A 17104-nucleotide genomic window follows, 5' to 3' on the forward strand; every position below is an offset into this window, starting at 1 on the left:
GCGTTCGGCACGGCGCGCGCGTTCAGTGGATCGCCGCGCCGGCCGGCAGCACGGATTCGCCGGTGTCGATCAGATCCTCGAGAAAGAACGGCTCGGTGTTGAGTTCCTTGGACTCGCCCGGCACGCCCGCGTACCAGGTCACCATGGCCATGTCGCCCAGAATGCGCTGGACGATCCCGCGCGCGCCCTTCGGCACCGCGATATGGGTAGTGCAAACAATCGACCCGACATGCATGATGGTTCCCCACTCTTGAAACTTGAAACGCGGCCTTGTGGAAGGCCGGCAAACGCGCGATCGGCGCCGCTCTCGCCGGAGCGTTGCGCGCGATCCCATTGTTCACGGTTTATCGAAGCGCGAAAAGAAGAAGAAGCGGGCAAAGCGCCGCGATTTCGTCGAATGTCTCCAATCAACCACTGCGCCGCACGGGCGCTTGCTCGCGCGGATGCCCCCATCATACCCTGTCGAATGTCGGCCGCCGCCGATTCCGCGCAAGCGCATCCGGCGCGCATGCAGGCGAACATGCAGGCGCGCGCAGCAGGCACGCATGTCGAGCGGCGGCACGCGACGCATCCGTTGCCGGCATGCACGCAATGCGGTACCTTTGACGTTCATTCGCATTCCACTGCCTTCGACACGATGCATTCGCTCACGTCCGCCTTTGCGAGATGCCGGCCGCTGCCCGACGCGCGGCCGCGGGCGTGCACGCATCCGTCGATTCTTCCTCCGCCTGTCGCACCGCCGCTCGTCGGCGCCGCGCCGCCTCCGCCGGCACTCGCCGGCTGATCGGCCGGCCTTTCGCTTCGTCTTCCATTCGCCCGCCTGTCGACGTTCGTGCGCCTTGACGCACGCGCGTCGTGACGCGTGCGCATGGAACGTTCCGATTCGTTCAGACAGGTGAATTCCTATGGTTTCGTTCAAACCCGCGCTTCGCGCGCATGGGGCGACGTCGCTGTTCGTGCTGCTTTGGAGCAGCGGCGCGATCTTCGCCGAACTCGGCTTGCGTCATGCCTCCGCCTTCGTGTTTCTCGCCGCGCGCTTCGCGCTCGCCTCGCTCGTGCTGCTCGTGCTCGCGCGCCTGCGCGGACGCTGGCTGCCGCCGCGCGGCGAACGGCGCATGACGGTGCTGACCGGCGTGCTGATGATGGGCGGCTACTCGATCTTCTATCTGCTCGCGCTCGAACGCGGCATCGCGCCCGGCGTGCTCGCGACGATCCTCGGCGTACAGCCGATCCTGACGCTCGCTTTCGTCGAGCGGCGCTGGCAACCGATGCGCGTCGCCGGGCTCGCGCTGGCGCTCGCGGGACTGGCGCTCGTCGTCTGCCGCGGCGTCGGCGATGCGCGGCTGCCGATGTCCGGCATCGCATGTGCGCTGCTGGCGCTCGGCGCGCTGACGGTCGGCTCGCTGCTGCAAAAGCGCGTGCGCGCCGCGCCCGCGGACGTGCTGCCGCTGCAGAACGCGATCGGGCTCGTGCTGTGCGCGGTGGTCCTGCCGTTCCGGCCGATCGCGTTCGAGGTGAGCTGGGCGTTCGTCGTCCCGCTGCTGTGGCTCGGCATCGTGATCTCGGTCGTCGCGCAGCTGCTGTTCTACCGCTTGATGCAGCGCGGTGATCTCGTGAACGTGACGAGCCTGTTCTACCTCGTGCCGATCGTCACCACGCTGATGGACGCAATGTGGCTCGGCAATCGCCCTGCGCCGCTCGCGCTCGTCGGCATGGCGGCGATCGTCGCCGGCCTCGCGCTGGTGTTCCGCACGCCGGCTGCGCGCGTGCAGTCCGGCCGCGCATGAGCGAGCGGCCGCCGCACCGCCGGTGTGGCGGCCGCCTCGCCGACGATGCGGCGTTTCGCCGGAAAACCGCAATCAATATGAAAGACTGATGCAAGGCATTCGTCGAATACGCGAAAAAATGCGCGGTTTTCCGGGTTTTCCGCAGACTTTTTAATGGTTCGGATAGCGAAAAACGCCGCCGCGTTGCCTATACTCGAAACGACGTCCCGCTCACGATCGGGACGCATGACACGAGACATGCCCGGCATGGCGCCGGAGCCCGCATGCGGCTTCGGCACACGTAGGAGACACGCATGACGACCTATTTCACGATCGGCGACTTCATCCTTCTGATCCCGATGGCGCTCGCCGGCGCGCTATTTCTCGGCGCAGTGCCGTGTGCGACGCAGTTCCGCCATAACCTGCTGCGCGCGCTGGGCGTGATTCTCGGCGTCGGCGTGGCGGTGCTGCTCGTCGAAGGGCTACCGGCGCTGATCTAGCCGCACGCGCCGGCGCGCCGCCGATGCGCTCGTCGTGCCGCGCTGCTGCGGCGCGCGCGAACGCGCGCACGCCGCTTCGCTTGCCGCTCAGATCGCCTGATCGGTCGACGGCTTTTCCCACAGATTGATCCCGCCTTCGGTCGCGTAGCGATCGATTTCGGCGAGCTCCTCGGCCGAGAACTCGAGGTTCTTCAGCGCGCCGACGTTTTCGCGCACCTGCTCCGCGCGGCTCGCGCCGATCAGCGCGGACGTCACGCGGCCGCCGCGCAGCACCCAGGCGAGCGCCATCTGCGCGAGGCTCTGTCCGCGCCGTTGCGCGATCTCGTTCAGCTTGCGCACGTGCTCGAGGTTGGCCGCGCTCAGATGCTCCTCCTTCAGCGAGCCGCCGCCCGGCTTGTTCACGCGCGCATCGGCCGGCACGCCGCCGAGGTATTTCGACGTCAGCAGCCCTTGCGCGAGCGGCGTGAATGCGATGCTGCCCGTGCCGATCTCGTCGAGCGTGTCGAGCAGCTCGCGTTCGATCCAGCGGTTCAGCATGTTGTACGACGGCTGATGGATCAGCAGCGGCACCTTGTACTGCGCGAGCAACTCGGCCATCTCGCGCGTTTTCGTCGCCGAGTACGACGAGATGCCGATATACAGCGCCTTGCCCTGCTGCACCGCCGCTGCGAGCGCGCCGGCCGTCTCTTCGAGCGGCGTATGCGCATCGAAGCGATGCGAATAGAAGATGTCGACGTAATCGAGCCCCATGCGCTGCAGGCTCTGATCGAGGCTCGCGAGCACGTATTTGCGCGAGCCGCCGCCGCTGCCGTACGGGCCCGGCCACATGTCCCAGCCCGCCTTCGTCGAAATCAGCAGCTCGTCGCGGTACGGACGGAAGTCCTCCTTCAGCAGCCGGCCGAAGTTGATTTCCGCGCTGCCGTACGGCGGCCCGTAGTTGTTCGCGAGATCGAAATGCGTGATGCCGAGATCGAACGCGGTGCGCAGGATCTCGCGCTGCGTCGCGATCGGCGTCGAATCGCCGAAGTTGTGCCACAAACCGAGCGACAGCGCGGGCAGTTTGAGCCCGGATTTGCCGCAGGTGCGGTATTGCATGTCGGCATAACGTTCGGAAGCTGCTTCGTAGGCCATGGATTTTTCCCGTGAGGACATCGGAGGAGGAAACGCGCCGGCCGCGCATGCGCGCGGGCGGCGAAGAAGCACGCCGGTAATGGTAGCGAACGTCGCGCAGGCGCGCACGGCGATGGACGCAGCAGCGGTCGTCCCCTACACTGCGGCGTCTCGAATCACCGTTTCTGCGAGGTTGGTATGTCCCGGGTCATCTCGGTTGCGCTGCTCGTCGGCGGCATCGTGCTGCTGTATTTCGGCGGGCAGTCGTTTCATTCGCTCAACGACAACCTGTCGCGCTTCTTCACCGGCTCGCCGGCGACGAAGACGATCCTGCTGATCGCGGGCGGCGCCGTCGCGCTGCTGGTCGGCCTGATCGGCCTCGCGATGCCGGGCAGCAACAAGCGCTGATCGAGCGCGCCGGTTCGGTGGGCGCGCAAGCGCGTCGCATCCACCGGCCCGCACACAGCGCAACGGGCGGCCAGGCCGCCCGTCGTTTCGGTCAAGCGCAGCGGCCGTCGCTCGCTGCGCCTCGCGCCCATGCAGCGCGCCTAGAACTGCACTTCCGGCTTCGATGCCGAACGCGTGCCGGGGATCGGCCGGTTGCTGATCCCGTGATACGTGTAGACGAGCGAGAACTTCACGTCGTCGGAGCGGTTCTGCCCGGCCGAATGCAGCGTGTTGCAATGGAAGAACACGACGTCGCCGGTGTTCAGCGACGGACACGTCGCCGCGTCGATCATCGCGCGGTTCGCGGGCAGATCGCTGCGGAAGAACTTCGCGTCGTCGAATGCATCGGGCCCGAATTCGGCCGTATGCGAGCCCGGCACGAGCCACAACGCGCCGTTCTCGTTCGTCTCGGGGCCGAGCGCGAGCCACACCGACACCATGTCCGCGCGCTCGAACGCCCAGTAGCGAAAGTCGCGATGCCAGCCGGTCAGGCTGCCGTACGCGGGATGCTTCGTCATCATGCAGTTGTGATGCGCGCGCGACAGCACCGGCTGTTCGCCGAAGTACTCGCGCATCCATGCGCCGATCTCGGGCGCGATCGCGCGCTCGGCGAACGCCGGATCGCGGCCGTACGCGTCGAGCAGCCGCCGCACCGTGTGCCCGCCCGGCGCATGCTTGGACTCGGGCGCGCCCGGATAGCGCAGATCCGCTTCGAACTCGATCGGCGCCGCGGCCTCTTCGAGCTGCTGCTGCGCGATGCGCTTGAGCGTCGCGCACTGCTGCTCGCCGACGAGGCCGCGCGCGACGACGAAGCCGCGTTCGCGCAATTCCGCGACCTGCTCGCGGATCGATTCCGACTGCAAGGGAGACGACATGGGATGCCACGCGATTATTGTGTGAATGTGACGATTGTAAATCGGCGTCCGATCGGGCGAACAGCACCATTGTCGTGCGCAGGGGCATGCCAATCGGCAATTTGATCGCGATCAACGGAACTGTTCGGCGCCGCAGCGGCCTCAGCGACAGGCGCAATTCGGCGCGTGCCAGACGGCACAAGGGTTTATCGCGACTTTTGCCCGTCATGAAACCGCTGTAGCCTGTCGCGGCCTGTCAATTCTGGCGGGCGCGGCGCGCAACGACTTTCGGTAAGATGCGTTGCGCCATCCGAGGCCGTTCATACCAGTGCGCTCTTCAAGGGCGCCACCATTCAAGCGAAGCATCGTTCACATGCCATTCCGTCTGACTTCCCGTCTCAGCCGCGCTGCCAAGCGCGTCGTACCGTCCGCTCCCGCCCGCCCGCTGCGCCATCACCGGACGCGCGTGCGCGCGCTGGCGGAGCGTACGCACGCGCTCAGCCGGCTCGACGGCATCCGCGCGTGGTTTCACGCCTTTTTGTCGCTGATGAGCGCGCAGGCGCTCGCGCGCCGCGCGGGCCTGCGTTCGCTGCTGCAAAAGCCGTCGTCGCTGCGCGCGCTCGCGCTGCGCCGCGCGCAGGCGCCGCAGCGCCGCGTCAACCGGCCGCGCCGCCTCGCGGCGAGCAACGGCTGGTTCGGGTTCGGCGGCCGCTGAACCGAGCGGCATCGCCGCATCCGCGCCCGTGCACGGGCGACGCACAAGAAAAAACCCCGGCATGCCGGGGTTTTTCGTTTTGGGGCGAACCGCGCTTACGCGACGCGCGCCGTCGGCTCCACGCCGGCCGCTTCGGCCAGCGCGAGCGCCTTGTCGGTCGCTTCCCACGAGAATTCCGGCTCTTCGCGGCCGAAGTGGCCGTAAGCGGCCGTCTTCTCGTAGATCGGGCGCAGCAGATCGAGCATCTTGATGATGCCCTTCGGACGCAGGTCGAAATGCTCGCGCACGAGCTTCGTGATCACCGCATCCGACACGCGGCCCGTGCCGAACGTGTTGACCATCACCGAGGTCGGCTCGGCCACGCCGATCGCGTACGACACCTGGATCAGCGCGCGCGACGCGAGGCCCGCGGCGACGATGTTCTTCGCGACGTAACGGCCCGCATACGCAGCCGAACGGTCGACCTTCGACGGATCCTTGCCCGAGAACGCGCCGCCGCCGTGCGGAGCCGCGCCGCCGTAGGTGTCGACGATGATCTTGCGGCCCGTCAGACCGCAGTCGCCCTGCGGGCCGCCGATCACGAACCGGCCGGTCGGGTTCACGAGGAACTTGATGTCGCCCTTGATCAGGTCGGCCGGCAGCGTCGGCTTGATGATTTCCTCGATCACGGCTTCGCGCAGCGCCGGCAGCTCGATGTCCGGCGCGTGCTGCGTGGACAGCACGACGGTGTCGATCGAATCGGGCTTGCCGTCGACATAGCGGATCGTGACCTGCGACTTCGCGTCCGGGCGCAGCCAGGGCAGGCGGCCGTCGCGGCGCAGGCTCGCCTGGCGCTCGACGAGGCGGTGCGACAGATAGATCGGCAGCGGCATCAGTTCCGGCGTTTCGTCGCACGCATAGCCGAACATCAGGCCCTGGTCGCCCGCGCCCTGATCGAGGTTGTCGTCGTGCGCGCGATCGACGCCCTGCGCGATGTCCGGCGACTGCTTGTCGTACGCGACGAGCACCGCGCAGCCCTTGTAGTCGATGCCGTAGTCGGTGTTGTCGTAGCCGATGCGCTTGATCGTGTCGCGCGCGATCTGGATGTAGTCGATGTTGGCCGTCGTGGTGATTTCGCCGGCCAGGACGACGAGACCCGTGTTGCACAGCGTTTCGGCGGCAACGCGGGAGTATTTGTCCTGTTCGAGGATGGCGTCGAGAATCGCGTCCGAGATCTGGTCGGCGACCTTGTCCGGATGACCTTCGGAGACGGATTCGGACGTGAAGAGATAATCGTTTGCCACTTTTTCAGGCTCCTGTGTGGTTACGGTTGGTTTCACGTAGCCAGCTTCTTTCGGCCTGAAGCGGCGACGCTTTAGCGGATTACCAGTGCCGGGCAGCGCGCATCGCGCCAACCGGCTTCGCCCCGCAAGTTGTCAGTTAACTCGGCGAAGCCCGTATTATAGCGGCTTTCGTGAATTGTCACAGAGCGCCGCCCGTGCTGCATCTTCCGCTGTCCTACCCCCCTGTTCGCAACGAACCGGCCCGCCGGTCCCTCGGAGGTTCCGCATGCTAGGCCGTCTCGGCACGCACCTCGCCATCGGCTTGCTGAAGCTGTTCGCCCTGCTGCCGTACGGTCTCACCGCGCGCATCGGCGACGGCCTGGGCTGGCTGCTGTACCAGATTCCCAGCCGGCGAAAGCGCATCGTACACACCAACCTGAAACTCTGCTTTCCGGACTGGAGCGACGCACGCCGCGAGGAAGTTGCCGGCCGGCACTTCCGCCATGCGATCCGCAGCTACGTCGAGCGCAGCGTCCAGTGGTTCGGCTCCGAGAAGAAGCTCGCGAAGCTGATCCAGGTCGACAGCGCGGTCGACCTCGACGATCCCGACCTGCCGCCGACGCTGTTCCTCGGCCTGCACTTCGTCGGCATCGAGGCCGGCTCGATCTGGCTGAACCGGTCGCTGCACCGCCGCTGCGGGTCGCTGTACCAGCCGTTCTCGAATCCGGTGCTCGAAGCCGAAGCGAAGAAGGCGCGCGGCCGCTTCGACGCGGAGATGGTCGGGCGCGCCGACAGCGCGCGCGTCGTGCTGCGCTGGCTGCGCGATCGCAAGCCGGTGATGCTCGGCGCCGACATGGACTACGGGCTGCGCAACTCGACGTTCGTACCCTTCTTCGGCGTGCCGGCCTGCACGCTGACGGCCGTCGGCCGGCTCGCGAAGACGGGCCACGCGCAGGTCGTCCCGTTCATCGGCGAGGTGCTGCCGAACTACAAGGGCTACCGGCTGAGGGTGTTCAAGCCGTGGGACCACTACCCGACCGGCGACGACGATCTCGATGCGCGGCGGATGAACGAATTCCTCGAGGAGCAGATTCCGCTGATGCCCGAGCAGTACTACTGGGTGCACAAGCGTTTCAAGACGCGGCCGCCGGGCGAGCCGAGCCTTTACTGAAGCGGCGGCGCAGAGGCCCGCATATGCGGGTGCGGTTCAGGTGCGGGCCTGCGCCCGCGCGACTTTCGGCGCACCCTTCGCGCGCGCCTGCCATAGATCGTAGGCGGACTGCTGCGCGAGCCACAGATCGGCGCGGCCGCCATGCTCCTCGCCGAGCCACGCCTCGAGGCGCAGTGCCATTTCCGGCGAGATGCCCGCATGGCCGTGCAGGATGCGCGAAAGCGCGGCGCGCGTCACGCCGAGCTGCCGAATCGGCGTGCGTTCATGCCCGCGGCCCGACGCGAAGCGCCCGTCCGCGCGGGACGCCCCGGTCCGCTGCATGTATCATTTGCGGTTGAGATCGGCCCGACGAACGGCGCCGCGCGATAGCGCGCGTCGTCGCCCGCGCGGTGCCGACCGCCTCGATCGCCATGGAATTCCGGACCCAGTGAAACTCTCGTTCACCAAGATGCACGGCGCGGGCAACGACTTCGTCGTGCTCGACGGCTATTCGCGCACGCTGCCGCCGCTCACCGCCGCGCAGGTGCGCGCGCTCGCCAGCCGCCACTTCGGCATCGGCGCCGACCAGCTGCTGCTCGTCGAGAAGCCGACCGTCGACGGCGCCGACTTCAAGTACCGGATCTTCAACTGCGACGGCGGCGAAGTCGAACACTGCGGCAACGGCGCGCGCTGCTTCGTGAAATTCGTCAGCGATCGCGGCCTCACCGACAAGCGCAGCGTGCGCGTGCAGGTGATGAAGGGCCTCATCACGCTGACGATGCAGGACAACGGCGAAGTGGTCGTCGACATGGGCGCGCCCGTGTTCGCGCCCGAGCAGGTGCCGTTCGATGCGTCGGGCCTCGACGGCCGCAGCGAAGGCCGCGACACGCTGTGGCCGCTCGAGGTCGGCGGCCGCACGCGCTGGATCTCGACGGTCTCGATGGGCAATCCGCATGCGGTACAGGTCGTCGACGATGCCGAAGCGTATCCGGTGCTCGAGGAAGGCCCGCTGATCGAGCGCCATGCGCGCTTTCCGCAGCGCGTGAATGCCGGCTTCATGCAGATCGTGTCGCGCAGCGAGGTGAAGCTGCGCGTCTACGAACGCGGCGCGGGCGAAACGCTCGCCTGCGGCACCGGCGCATGCGCGGCCGTCGCGGCCGGGATCCGGCGCGGGCTGCTCGATTCGCCGGTCACCGTGCACACGCACGGCGGCACGCTGACGATCGGCTGGGACGGCGCACGCGACGAATCGGCCGCGCTGATGATGGCCGGCCCCGCGGCGACCGTGTTCGAAGGCGAGATCGACCTGCCCGCCTGACCTTTCAACGTCCGATAACCCGAAGAACGCGCCAGTCACATGAACGATCGCGAAGTCGCCGACTACCTGCTCGCCAACCCCGAATTCTTCGCGCGGCACGCCGAACTGCTCGCGACGATCCGCCTCGCGAACCCGCACGGCAAGGCCGCGATCTCGCTGCAGGAACGGCAGATGGAGATGCTGCGCGACAAGAACAAGCATCTCGAACGTCGGCTCGCCGAACTCGTGCGCTACGGGCACGAGAACGACAGCCTGTCCGCGAAGTTCGGCCGCTGGACCGCGCGCGTGATCGCCGAGCGCGATCCGTACGCGCTGCCGCGCACGATCGCCGACGGCATCGCCGACGTGTTCGACGTGCCGCAGACGGCGCTGCGCGTCTGGGACGTCGCCGATACGTACGCACAGGCCGACTTCGCGCGCCAGGTCGGCGAGGAAGTGCGGCTCTTCGCCAACGGCCTCGTGACGCCGTATTGCGGCGCGAACACCGGCTTCGAAGCCGCGCAGTGGCTCGCGCCGGCGGTGGCCGCGCCGGCCGCGAATGCGGCGGACGGCGGCGACGCCGCGGCGCCGGCCGGCGACGGCGCGGCCGCATCGGTCGCGCTGCTTGCGCTGCGCGCGCCGCAGGCCGGCGCCGACGCGCCCGCATTCGGCCTGCTCGTGCTCGGCTCGCCCGATCCACGCCGCTTCCACGACGGCATGGCGACCGACTTCCTCGCGCAGATCGCGACGCTCGCGAGCGCCGCGCTCACGCGCCTGCTGCCGCACTGATACCGCGCACGCGATGACCGACGATCCGATCGCCGCCTACCTGTCGAACCTGAAGCACGTCAGGCAGTTGTCGGAACACACGCTGCGCGCGTATACGCACGAACTCGACGAACTGAAGAAGCTCGCCGCCGGTCGCCCGCTCGACACGCTGGTCGCGGCCGACATACGCGGCGCCGTCGCGCGTGCGCATGCGGGCGGGCTGTCGGCGCGCTCGATCTCGCACCGGCTGTCCGCGTGGCGCGCGTTCTACCGCTGGCTCGCACAGCGCGTCGAGATGCCGGCGAATCCGGTCGCCGCGGTGCGTGCACCGAAGCGGCCGAAGACGCTGCCGAAAGCGCTGTCGGTCGACGATGCGTCCGCGCTGATGGACGCGCCGCTCGCCGATACGACCGAAGGCATCCGCGATCACGCGATCCTCGAGCTGTTCTATTCGTCGGGCCTGCGCCTCGCCGAGCTGATCGGCCTCGACGTCGCGTATACGCAGACGGGCGATTACCGGTCGGCCGGCTGGCTCGATCTCGCCGAAGCGGAAGTGACCGTGCGCGGCAAGGGCAACAAGGAGCGCAAGGTGCCGGTCGGCCGCAAGGCGATCGACGCGCTGAACGCGTGGCTCGCGGTGCGCGGCGAATTCGTGAAGCACGATCCGCATCCGCTGTTCCTGTCGGTGCGCGGCAACCGGATGTCGCCCGGCGTCGTGCGCGAACGCGTGAAGCGCGCGGCACTGGCCGCCGGCATTCCCGCACACGTGCATCCGCACGTGCTGCGCCATTCGTTCGCGACCCATGTGCTGCAGTCGAGCGGCGACCTGCGCGCGGTGCAGGAGCTGCTCGGCCACGCGAGCGTCTCGGCGACGCAGGTGTATACGTCGCTCGACTTCCAGCATCTCGCGAAGATTTACGACAGCGCGCATCCGCGCGCGAAGAAGCGCGACTGACGCGCTTTCCGTGTTATCCGCCGCGCGCGGCGACCGGCGACGGTCGGCTCCGCCCGCGGCCCATTTCGAATTCATCATGCAAACCGTCACACTGAAGCCGTCCAAGGAAAAATCGCTGCTGCGCCGCCATCCGTGGATCTACGCGAACGCGATCGACCGCGTCGACGGCAAGCCCGCGCCGGGCGCGACGGTCGTCGTGCGCGCGCACGACGGCCGCTTTCTCGCGCGCGGCGCCTACAGCCCGCAGTCGCAGATCCGCGTGCGCGTATGGAGCTTCGACGAGAACGAGCCGATCGATCACGCGTTCTTCAAGCGCCGCGTGCAGCGCGCGGTCGCGCACCGCACCGCGATGGTGTCGGGCACCGGCGCCGTGCGCCTCGTATTCGGCGAGGCCGACGGGCTGCCGGGCCTGATCGTCGACCACTACGTGGCGGATACCGCCGAAGCCGGCGCCGCGCCGCGCGGCCAGCTCGTCTGCCAGTTCATGGCCGCGGGCGTCGAAGCGTGGAAGGACGCGATCGTCGCGGCGCTGGTCGGCGCGACCGGCTGCCCGAACGTCTACGAGCGCTCGGACGTGTCGATCCGCGACAAGGAAGGGCTCGAGCAGACGACCGGCGTGCTGGCCGGCGACGCGCCGCCCGCGACGCTGATCGTCGACGAAAACGGCGTGCGCTATCACGTCGACGTGCCGAACGGCCACAAGACCGGCTTCTACGTCGATCAGCGCGACAACCGCGCGCTCGTCGCGCAGCATGCGGCGGGCCGCGACGTGCTGAACTGCTTCTGCTACACGGGCGGCTTTTCGCTGGCGGCGCTCAAGGGCGGCGCGACGCGCGTCGTGTCGATCGACTCGTCCGGCGACGCGCTCGCACTCGCGCAGCAGAACGTCGTCGCGAACGGCTTCGATCCGGCGCGCGCGACCTGGCTCGACGCCGACGCGTTCAAGACGCTGCGCCGCCTCGTCGACGAAGGCGAGCGCTTCGACCTGATCGTGCTCGACCCGCCGAAATTCGCGCCGACGCGCGACAGCGTGGACCGCGCCGCACGCGCGTACAAGGACATCAACCTGAGCGGGTTCCGTCTGCTGCGTCCGGGCGGCCTGCTGTTCACCTATTCGTGCTCGGGCGCGATCGACATGGATCTGTTCCAGAAGATCGTCGCGGGCGCGGCGGCCGACGCGAAAGTCGACGCGCGGATCCTCAAGCGCCTCGGCGCGGGCGTCGATCACCCGCTGCTCGCCGCGTTCCCGGAAGGCGAATATTTGAAGGGGCTGCTGTTGCAAGTCGTGTAAGCGCCCCGATCTTCGCGCACGGCGTGCGGCGTGCGGCGTGCGACGCGGCAGGCCCGGCCGCCCGCCCCCCGTCCGTCGCCCGCTGCCTACGACGCAGCGACCTCGCGACCCACGCCGCACACGCGGCCGGCAGCGCATGGCGGCTTCATGCTCGCCTCTGTCGTCCGGCCGACCGACGCGGGCTTGACAGATATGTTTCAATGGATGGCTGTGCGCCCCGCTGAGCGGGCGCGTTGCACATCCTGGTTTTGACCCCGATTCACGAACCGCAGGCGACCGACATGGCCACTCCCGTCACCATCCTCACCGGCTTCCTCGGCAGCGGCAAGACGACGCTGCTCAAGCGCATCCTGAACGAACATCACGGCATGAAGATCGCCGTGATCGAGAACGAATTCGGCGAAGAGAACATCGACAACGAGATCCTCGTGCAGGACACGAACGAGCAGATCATCCAGATGAGCAACGGCTGCATCTGCTGCACGATCCGCGGCGATCTGGCGCGCGCGCTCGGCGATCTCGCCGCGAAGAAGCGCGAAGGCAAGCTCGACTTCGACCGCATCGTGATCGAGACGACCGGCCTCGCGAACCCGGGCCCGGTCGCGCAGACCTTCTTCATCGACAGCGAGATCGCCGACGACTTCCTGCTCGACGCCGTCATCACGCTCGTCGACGCCAAGCACGCGAACGCGCAGCTCGACGAGCACGAAGTCGTGCAGCGCCAGGTCGGCTTCGCCGATCGCCTGTTCATCACGAAGTCGGACCTGGTCGACGACGAGACCGTCGCGGGCCTCAAGCACCGCCTGATGCACATGAACCCGAAGGCCACGATCAAGCTCGTGAACTTCGGCGACGCCGACATCAAGGAGATCTTCGACCTGCGCGGCTTCAACCTGAACGCGAAGCTCGAGATCGATCCGGATTTCCTCGCCGAGGACGATCACGCGCACCACGACCACGATCATGACCACGATCACGCACATTGCGATCACGATCACGGCCAATGCGCGCACGATCACGACCACGGCCACGGTCATGGCCACCACAACCACCACCACGCGCACCACGACGACAAGATCAAGTCGTTCGTGTACCGCAACGATCGTCCGTTCGATCCGAACAAGCTGGAAGACTTCCTCGGCGGCATCCTGCAGATCTACGGCGAGCGCATGCTGCGCTACAAGGGCGTGCTGTACATGAAGGGCGTCGACCGCAAGGTCGTGTTCCAGGGCGTGCACCAGATGATGGGCAGCGATCTCGCCGCGAAGTGGCTGCCGGCCGAGAAGAAGACCAACAAGATGGTGTTCATCGGCGTCGACCTGCCGCAGGACCTGATCACCGACGGCCTCGACGCCTGCCTCGCGTAACGCCCGCGCCCTTCGCGCACCGGCGCGGCGCCGCTTTCGGGCGGCGCCCGCGACCGCCGCCGGGAAGGGTTTTGCCGTCATCGCTTTTTCGCGATTTGCGCGTTATATTTTCTAGATATTGGCGCAGCCGACGGGGATCGACCCGATACGGCGCACGCTTGCGATTCAGTTACAATACGTGCCCGCTGGAGTACGGCAATAACAGGCCCGGTTCTTGCAGAACATTGTCCGGGCATCGCAACCGCGCCGGATCGCCCATCCGCCACCGGCCGCGCCCGATGCGATCTGCCACGCAGCACACCGGTTCGCCGCGCGCGCAGGTCCGCGCCAGGCCTATCCTGGTATTTGAGAACCGGTTTTCCAGAGGCTTTCGGCCCCGCAGCGGCCAATCGCAAATGATTGCAAGCGCAGTTGCGGGTAATCCCAAAGTGCAGGCAATATCTCCTGATTTGCCGCACATTGAAGAAGCAAGCAGATGACGAAGAAACTCTTGACCGAAGCCGAAATCCTGAAGATGAGCGACAAGGATTACATGAATGAGGATCAGCTCGCCTTCTTCAAAGCTCGGCTCGAACAATTGCAGGCGGAAATTCTCCACAACGCCGGCCAGACGACCGAGAACCTTCGCGAGACGGTGATCGTGCCGGACCCTGCCGATCGCGCGACGATCGAGGAAGAGCATGCGCTCGAACTGCGCACGCGCGACCGCGAGCGCAAGCTGCTCAAGAAGGTCCAGCAGTCGCTCGCCCGCATCGAGTCCGGCGAATACGGCTGGTGCGAGGAAACCGGCGAACCGATCGGCATCCCGCGTCTGCTCGCGCGCCCGACCGCGACGCTGTCGCTCGAGGCGCAGGAGCGCCGCGAGCTGCGCCAGAAGCTGTTCGGCGACTGACCGGGCGACGTTCCGCTCCGACACGCTGCTTCCCGAAAGCGCGCGGCCTGCCGCGCGCTTTTTGTTTTTCGGGCGCCGGTTCGCGCTCGCCCGATTTGCCGCCGCCCCTTGATATCGCGGCGCCCGCCCTAAAATGAAACGGACGCGCGCCGGGCCGCTCCCCGGCGCACTGCGATTCACCCGGCGGCGCGGCGCGCCGCCCGACTCATTCCCCGTTTTTCTCAAGGAACGCAGATGGAGCAATTTCACGGCACGACCATCGTTTCGGTCCGGCGCGGCGACAAGGTCGCGCTCGGCGGCGACGGCCAGGTGACCCTCGGCAACATCGTCATGAAGGGTGGCGCGCGGAAAGTGCGGCGGATCTACAACAACCAGGTTCTGGTCGGATTCGCGGGCGGCACCGCCGATGCGTTCTCGCTGCTCGACCGCTTCGAGGCGAAGCTCGAGAAGCACCAGGGCAATCTGACGCGCGCGGCCGTCGAACTCGCGAAGGACTGGCGCACCGACCGCATGCTGCGCCGCCTCGAGGCGATGCTGATCACGGCCGACGCGAACACGACGCTCGTGATCACCGGCAACGGCGACGTGCTCGATCCGGAAGGCGGCATCTGCGCGATCGGCTCGGGCGGCGCGTATGCGCAGGCCGCCGCGCGCGCGCTCGCGGAGAACACCGAGCTGTCGCCGCGCGAGATCGTCGAAAAGTCGCTCGAGATCGCCGGCGACATGTGCATCTACACGAACCACAACCGCGTCATCGAAACGATCGAGTAAGGACCGTACCATGAGCACCATGACCCCTGCCGAGATCGTCTCGGAACTCGACAAGCACATCATCGGCCAGGCCAAGGCGAAGAAGGCCGTCGCGGTCGCGCTGCGCAACCGCTGGCGCCGCCAGCAGGTCGCCGAACCGCTGCGCCAGGAAATCACGCCGAAGAACATCCTGATGATCGGGCCGACGGGCGTCGGCAAGACCGAAATCGCGCGCCGCCTCGCGAAGCTGGCCGACGCGCCGTTCATCAAGATCGAAGCGACCAAGTTCACCGAAGTCGGCTATGTCGGCCGCGACGTCGACAGCATCGTGCGCGACCTCGTCGAGATTTCGGTCAAGCAGACGCGCGAAAGCGAAATGCGCAAGGTGCGCAGCAAGGCGACCGATCAGGCGGAAGACCGCATCCTCGACATCCTGCTGCCGCAGCCGCGCGCGGTCGGCTTCGGCGGCAACGCCGACCATGCGAACGACGACAACAACGCGACGCGCCAGACGTTCCGCAAGCGCCTGCGCGAAGGCCAGCTCGACGACAAGGAGATCGAACTCGATCTCGAACAGCCGAGCGTCGGGATGGACATCATGGCGCCGCCGGGCATGGAAGAGATGACCGAGCAGATCCGCTCGATGTTCTCGAACCTCGGCAGCGGCAAGAAGCAGCGCCGCAAGGTGAAGATCAAGGAAGCGCTGAAGCTGCTGACCGACGAGGAAGCGGCGAAGATGCTCAACGACGAGGAAGTGAAGACGAAGGCCGTGCAGAACGTCGAGCAGAACGGCATCGTGTTCCTCGACGAAATCGACAAGATCACGTCGCGCAACAACGAAGGCAGCGGCGGCGAAGTGTCGCGCCAGGGCGTGCAGCGCGACCTGCTGCCGCTCGTCGAAGGCACGACGATCAACACGAAGTACGGGATGGTGAAGACCGATCACATCCTGTTCATCGCGAGCGGCGCGTTCCATCTCGCGAAGCCGAGCGACCTGATCCCCGAACTGCAGGGCCGCTTCCCGATCCGCGTCGAGCTCGATTCGCTGTCGGTGAACGACTTCGAGGCGATCCTGGTCGCGACCGACGCGAGCCTCGTCAAGCAGTACCAGGCGCTGCTCGCCACCGAAGATGTCGAGCTCGAATTCGCGGACGACGGCATTCGTCGCCTCGCGGAAATCGCGTATTCGGTGAACGAGAAGACCGAGAACATCGGCGCGCGCCGCCTGTATACGGTGATCGAGAAGCTGCTCGAGGAAGTGTCGTTCTCGGCCGGCAATCACGCCGGCGAGCGCGTGACGATCGACGCGAAGTATGTCGACCGTGCGCTCGGCGAAGTCTCGCAGGACGAGGATCTGTCGCGCTACGTGCTGTAACGCGCGGCGCACCGCGCACGGCGAAGCATGAAACGACGGGCGGCCCTTTGCGGGGCCGCCCGTTTTCGCTGTGGCGCGCGCATTTCGGACGCGTCCAATGGCGCGCGTCGGGTCGACCGTCTAGCATCGATCGTCGCTCGCTGCCTGGGCCGCCCAGCCGCAATCAGGCAGGCATCCCGCTTCCCGTCGAGCCAACGTTACGCTCCGTCATCCGATGCCGATTCTGTTCCCTTCGATTGCCGGCCTGTTCGTGCCCGAACTGAGGGCGCTGACGCGCGCCGATCTGCATGCGCTGCTCGAGCGCGTTCGCCGCGATTCGCTGCACCGCTACAACGTCGCGTTCGTGGTTTCATGGCTCGGCGGAATGGCCGGCGCCCTGCTGCTCGGGCTGCTCCTGGGTGCGGGCGTCGCGTTCGTCGCGGGCCGCTGCCTGTCCGCCTCGTGGGCGCCGCCGATCATGGCGGGTATCGTCGGCGCGCTGATGTATCCGCTCACGTCCGCGATCGGCACCGCATTGATGACGATCCGGCTGAAAGCCGAGATCAACGCGCAACTGGCGCGCGACGCCGGCCGTTCGCCCCGATGAACGCGCCGCCGCCCCACGC

General features: G+C 67.2%; 20 protein-coding genes. 14 read left to right on the forward strand and 6 right to left on the reverse strand.

Features of this window, described 5'->3' with window-relative positions:
* Positions 1-22: 22 nt before the first annotated feature.
* Positions 23-235: a hypothetical protein gene (locus ACSHSS_RS00705; RefSeq protein WP_006402972.1), complete on the reverse strand. Its 213-nt coding sequence runs from the start codon at positions 233-235 to the stop codon at positions 23-25.
* Positions 236-337: 102 nt separating this feature from the next.
* Entirely contained in the window at positions 338-613 is a 276-nt protein-coding gene (locus ACSHSS_RS00710) for a hypothetical protein (protein ID WP_212160695.1), read from the reverse strand.
* A gap of 292 nt (positions 614-905) precedes the next feature.
* On the opposite strand from ACSHSS_RS00710, the gene ACSHSS_RS00715 reads away from it, so the two are divergent.
* A complete protein-coding gene (locus ACSHSS_RS00715) occupies positions 906-1787 on the forward strand; it encodes a DMT family transporter (protein WP_059784035.1) in 882 nt (293 codons plus the stop codon).
* A gap of 293 nt (positions 1788-2080) precedes the next feature.
* A complete protein-coding gene (locus tag ACSHSS_RS00720) occupies positions 2081-2266 on the forward strand; it encodes a hypothetical protein (RefSeq protein ID WP_006402976.1) in 186 nt (61 codons plus the stop codon).
* Positions 2267-2353: 87 nt separating this feature from the next.
* Here the strand turns inward: ACSHSS_RS00720 and mgrA are convergent, their stop codons facing one another.
* Positions 2354-3397 carry an L-glyceraldehyde 3-phosphate reductase gene (mgrA, locus tag ACSHSS_RS00725; RefSeq protein WP_006402978.1) on the reverse strand — a complete coding sequence of 348 codons (1044 nt, stop codon included), beginning with the start codon at positions 3395-3397 and terminating at the stop codon, positions 2354-2356.
* Between the two features lie 177 nt (positions 3398-3574).
* Between mgrA and ACSHSS_RS00730 the strand changes: the two genes are divergently transcribed.
* Entirely contained in the window at positions 3575-3784 is a 210-nt protein-coding gene (locus ACSHSS_RS00730; protein ID WP_006402979.1) for a DUF3185 family protein, read from the forward strand.
* A 140-nt stretch (positions 3785-3924) separates the two neighbouring features.
* Here the strand turns inward: ACSHSS_RS00730 and ACSHSS_RS00735 are convergent, their stop codons facing one another.
* Positions 3925-4698, reverse strand: coding sequence for a phytanoyl-CoA dioxygenase family protein (locus ACSHSS_RS00735; protein WP_006402980.1), 774 nt, complete (start codon positions 4696-4698; stop codon positions 3925-3927).
* 352 nt (positions 4699-5050) lie between these two features.
* On the opposite strand from ACSHSS_RS00735, the gene ACSHSS_RS00740 reads away from it, so the two are divergent.
* Positions 5051-5392, forward strand: a complete 342-nt coding sequence (locus ACSHSS_RS00740; RefSeq protein ID WP_006413290.1) for a hypothetical protein — start codon at positions 5051-5053, stop codon at positions 5390-5392.
* 95 nt (positions 5393-5487) lie between these two features.
* Here ACSHSS_RS00740 and metK read toward each other — a convergent pair whose 3' ends face one another.
* Positions 5488-6675 carry a methionine adenosyltransferase gene (metK, locus tag ACSHSS_RS00745; protein WP_006407179.1) on the reverse strand — a complete coding sequence of 396 codons (1188 nt, stop codon included), beginning with the start codon at positions 6673-6675 and terminating at the stop codon, positions 5488-5490.
* Positions 6676-6940: 265 nt separating this feature from the next.
* On the opposite strand from metK, the gene lpxL reads away from it, so the two are divergent.
* Positions 6941-7825, forward strand: a complete 885-nt coding sequence (gene lpxL, locus ACSHSS_RS00750) for a lauroyl acyltransferase LpxL (RefSeq protein WP_006402984.1) — start codon at positions 6941-6943, stop codon at positions 7823-7825.
* A gap of 36 nt (positions 7826-7861) precedes the next feature.
* On the opposite strand, the gene ACSHSS_RS00755 is transcribed toward lpxL, so the two are convergent.
* Positions 7862-8146, reverse strand: coding sequence for a HigA family addiction module antitoxin (locus ACSHSS_RS00755; RefSeq protein WP_230975269.1), 285 nt, complete (start codon positions 8144-8146; stop codon positions 7862-7864).
* 106 nt (positions 8147-8252) lie between these two features.
* Here ACSHSS_RS00755 and dapF point away from each other — a divergent pair, with 106 nt between their 5' ends.
* The 9 genes from dapF (at position 8253) to ACSHSS_RS00800 (ending at position 17085) form a co-directional block, all read left to right on the forward strand.
* A complete protein-coding gene (gene dapF, locus ACSHSS_RS00760) occupies positions 8253-9122 on the forward strand; it encodes a diaminopimelate epimerase (protein WP_006402988.1) in 870 nt (289 codons plus the stop codon).
* A 39-nt stretch (positions 9123-9161) separates the two neighbouring features.
* On the forward strand, positions 9162-9890 hold the full coding sequence (locus tag ACSHSS_RS00765; RefSeq protein ID WP_012214346.1) for a DUF484 family protein: 729 nt from the start codon (positions 9162-9164) through the stop codon (positions 9888-9890).
* Positions 9891-9903: 13 nt separating this feature from the next.
* Positions 9904-10824, forward strand: a complete 921-nt coding sequence (gene xerC / locus ACSHSS_RS00770; protein ID WP_006402990.1) for a tyrosine recombinase XerC — start codon at positions 9904-9906, stop codon at positions 10822-10824.
* A 76-nt stretch (positions 10825-10900) separates the two neighbouring features.
* Positions 10901-12115: a class I SAM-dependent rRNA methyltransferase gene (locus tag ACSHSS_RS00775; RefSeq protein WP_012214348.1), complete on the forward strand. Its 1215-nt coding sequence runs from the start codon at positions 10901-10903 to the stop codon at positions 12113-12115.
* 281 nt (positions 12116-12396) lie between these two features.
* Positions 12397-13482, forward strand: a complete 1086-nt coding sequence (locus tag ACSHSS_RS00780) for a CobW family GTP-binding protein (RefSeq protein ID WP_039220533.1) — start codon at positions 12397-12399, stop codon at positions 13480-13482.
* 475 nt (positions 13483-13957) lie between these two features.
* Positions 13958-14374 (forward strand): RNA polymerase-binding protein DksA, encoded by a 417-nt coding sequence (dksA, locus tag ACSHSS_RS00785; protein WP_006402995.1) that lies wholly within the window; start codon positions 13958-13960, stop codon positions 14372-14374.
* Positions 14375-14608: 234 nt separating this feature from the next.
* Positions 14609-15145, forward strand: coding sequence for an ATP-dependent protease subunit HslV (hslV, locus tag ACSHSS_RS00790; protein WP_006402996.1), 537 nt, complete (start codon positions 14609-14611; stop codon positions 15143-15145).
* A 10-nt stretch (positions 15146-15155) separates the two neighbouring features.
* The gene (hslU, locus tag ACSHSS_RS00795) at positions 15156-16499 is read left to right on the forward strand and encodes an ATP-dependent protease ATPase subunit HslU (protein WP_006402997.1); all 1344 of its coding nucleotides are present in this window, start codon (positions 15156-15158) and stop codon (positions 16497-16499) included.
* Positions 16500-16713: 214 nt separating this feature from the next.
* Positions 16714-17085, forward strand: coding sequence for a hypothetical protein (locus ACSHSS_RS00800; RefSeq protein WP_212160638.1), 372 nt, complete (start codon positions 16714-16716; stop codon positions 17083-17085).
* Positions 17086-17104: the final 19 nt, after the last annotated feature.

It is taken from the genome of Burkholderia sp. BC1 (assembly GCF_052683555.1).